This window comes from Pantoea sp. EABMAA-21 (genome assembly GCF_030053335.1).
Taxonomy (GTDB): domain Bacteria; phylum Pseudomonadota; class Gammaproteobacteria; order Enterobacterales; family Enterobacteriaceae; genus Pantoea; species Pantoea communis.
Map to the genome: position 1 here is coordinate 1 of NZ_JASGBX010000051.1, position 374 is coordinate 374.

Annotated in this window: 1 tRNA gene and 1 rRNA gene; both read left to right on the plus strand. The window is 48.9% G+C overall.

What is annotated here, in order from left to right:
• Window positions 1-61: ribosomal RNA gene (locus tag QMZ65_RS25205) — 16S ribosomal RNA — on the plus strand; the annotation flags it as partial.
• Between the two features lie 88 nt (window positions 62-149).
• Window positions 150-225: transfer RNA gene (locus tag QMZ65_RS25210), tRNA-Glu, on the plus strand.
• Window positions 226-374: the final 149 nt, after the last annotated feature.

The window sequence follows — 374 nt, forward strand, 5'->3', positions numbered from 1 at the left end:
GACTGGGGTGAAGTCGTAACAAGGTAACCGTAGGGGAACCTGCGGTTGGATCACCTCCTTACCTGAAGATACCTTCCTTCGAAGTGCTCACACAGATTGTCTGATAGAAAGTAATGAGCAAGACGGCTGCGAAGTCGTGACACTATCGTGTCCCCTTCGTCTAGAGGCCTAGGACACCGCCCTTTCACGGCGGTAACAGGGGTTCGAATCCCCTAGGGGACGCCACTTGCTGGTAATGAGTGAAAGGCGTTACCCACAGTACTTCAGAGTATGCTGATTCAGCATGCTGCGAAGTATTTGCTCTTTAACAATCCGGAACAAGCTGAAAATTGAAACGACACGTCGTGTTCATTCTCCGTAATAAGAATGAATAA